This is a genomic window from Streptomyces sparsus (assembly GCF_054776295.1).
On the sequence record NZ_BAAHCA010000720.1, the window covers coordinates 1 to 2528 of the forward strand.

At 75.1% G+C, this 2528-nt stretch carries 2 protein-coding genes; both read left to right on the top strand.

What is annotated here, in order from left to right:
• Positions 1–35: 35 nt before the first annotated feature.
• Positions 36–1574, top strand: coding sequence for a cobyric acid synthase (locus ACYVE9_RS22580; RefSeq protein WP_461029726.1), 1539 nt, complete (start codon positions 36–38; stop codon positions 1572–1574).
• 94 nt (positions 1575–1668) lie between these two features.
• Positions 1669–2528 (top strand): ATP-binding protein (locus ACYVE9_RS22585; protein ID WP_461029727.1); only part of this gene is annotated, 860 nt, incomplete at its 3' end.

A 2528-nucleotide genomic window follows, 5' to 3' on the forward strand; every position in this document is an offset into this window, starting at 1 on the left:
CGCCGCCCAGGCGGCCCGCGGCGCGAGGAGGCGGCATGGCAGCCGCTGAGCAGGGCGCGACGGGTCTCGGCGGCGGACTACTGGTCGCCGGCACCACCTCGGACGCGGGCAAGAGCGTGGTCACCGCCGGCATCTGCCGCTGGCTGGCCCGGCAGGGCGTGCGGGTGGCGCCGTTCAAGGCGCAGAACATGTCGCTCAACTCGTTCGTCACCCGCGAGGGTGCCGAGATCGGCCGGGCGCAGGCGATGCAGGCGGCGGCGGCCCGGGTGGAGCCGACCGCGCTGATGAACCCCGTCCTGCTCAAGCCGGGCGGCGACCGGACCAGTCAGGTGGTGCTGCTCGGCAAGCCCGTCGGCGAACTCAGCGCCCGGGGATACCACGCCGGTCGCCGGGAGGAACTGCTCGGCACCGTGACCGACTGCCTCACCGAACTGCGGCGGACCCACGACGCGGTGATCTGCGAGGGCGCCGGCAGCCCCGCCGAGATCAACCTGCGCCGCGGCGACATCGTCAACATGGGCCTGGCCCGGGCCGCGCGGCTGCCGGTCGTGGTGGTCGGCGACATCGACCGGGGCGGGGTCTTCGCCTCGTTCTTCGGCACCACCGCGCTGCTCAGCGCCGAGGACCAGCAACTGGTCTCCGGGTACCTCGTCAACAAGTTCCGCGGCGACGTGACGCTGCTGGAACCCGGCCTGGACATGCTTCACCGGGTCACCGGCCGCCCCACGCTGGGCGTGCTGCCGTTCCGGCACGGCCTGGGCATCGACGAGGAGGACGGGCTGCGGGTCTCGCTGCGCGGCACCGTCCGGGAGAGCAGCACCGCCGCGCCGCACGGCCGGGACGTGCTGCGGGTGGCGGTGCTGTCGGTGCCGCTGATGTCGAACTTCACCGACGTGGACGCGCTCGCCGCCGAACCCGGCGTACTGGTGCGGTTCTGCGACCGGCCGGAGGAACTGGCCGACGCCGACCTGGTCGTGGTGCCCGGCACCCGCGGCACGGTCGCCGCGCTGCGCTGGCTGGACGAGCGGGGGCTCGCCGAGGCGCTGGCCCGCCGGGCCGCCGAGGGCCGCCCGGTGCTGGGCATCTGCGGCGGCTTCCAGGTGCTCGGCGAGCGCATCCACGACGAGGTGGAGTCCCGGGCGGGCACCGTCGACGGGCTGGGGCTGCTGCCCGTCCGGGTGCGGTTCGCCGTGGAGAAGACCCTCGCCCGCCCGGTCGGTGAGGCGCTGGGCGCCCGGGTGGAGGGCTACGAGATCCACCACGGGGTCGCCGAGGTCACCGGCGGTGAGCCGTTCCTCGACGGCTGCCGGTCGGGCTCGGTGTGGGGCACCCACTGGCACGGCTCGCTGGAGAGCGACGCGTTCCGCCGGGCCCTGCTCCGCGAGGTCGCCGCCGTCAGCGGACGCGCCTTCGTCCCGGCACCCGACACGTCCTTCGCGGCGCTGCGTGAGGCGCAGCTCGACCGGCTGGGGGACCTCGTCGAGGAGCACGCCGACACCGCGGCGCTGCTGCGGCTCATCGAGAAGGGCGCGCCCGACTCGCTGCCCTTCGTCCCCCCGGGGGCTCCGGCGTGAGCCCCCGCGCACGGGGACGGCGGACGGCCCGGCCGCCCCGTCCCGCACTTCCCCTGCCGCCAGGCCGGGTCACCGACAAAGGAGTGATCACCACATGAGCACCCCGTACCCGTTCACCGCGATCGTCGGCATGGACGACCTGCGGCTGGGGCTGCTGCTCAACGCGGTCAGCCCGGCCATCGGCGGGGTGCTCGTCCGAGGTGAGAAGGGCACCGCGAAGAGCACCGCGGTCCGGGCGCTGGCCGCGCTGCTGCCGGAGGTCGCCGTGGTCGGCGGCTGCCGCTTCGCCTGCGATCCGGCGGCGCCGGATCCGGACTGCCCGGACGGACCGCACAGCTCGGGCCCGGACTCCCCGGCAGCCGGCCGCCGGCCCACCAGGATGGTGGAGCTGCCGGTGGGCGCCTCCGAGGACCGGCTGGTGGGCGCGCTCGACATCGAGCGCGCGCTGTCGGAGGGCGTCAAGGCGTTCGAGCCGGGGCTGCTCGCCGACGCGCACCGCGGGGTGCTGTACGTGGACGAGGTCAACCTGCTCCACGACCACCTGGTCGACCTGCTGCTGGACGCCGCCGCGATGGGCGCCTCCTACGTGGAGCGGGAGGGCGTGTCGGTGCGGCACGCGTCCCGCTTCCTGCTGGTCGGCACGATGAACCCGGAGGAGGGCGAGCTGCGTCCGCAGCTGCTGGACCGCTTCGGCCTGACCGTGGAGGTCGCGGCGTCCCGGGAGACCGACGAGCGGGTGGAGGTGGTCCGGCGGCGGCTCGCGTACGACGACGACCCGGCGGCGTTCACCGTCCGCTGGGTCGAGCAGGAGCGGGAGCTGCGGGAGCGGATCGCGGCGGCGCGGGCGCTGCTGCCGACGGTCGTGCTGGGTGACACCGCGCTGCGGCAGATCGCGGCGACCTGCGCGGCGTTCGAGGTGGACGGCATGCTGGCGGACATCGTGATGGCGCGCAC

Coding starts and splice junctions, on each gene's coding strand:
- ACYVE9_RS22580 (WP_461029726.1), top strand. CDS start 36: ATGGCAGCCGCTGAGCAGGGCGCGACGGGTCTCGGCGGCGGACTACTG.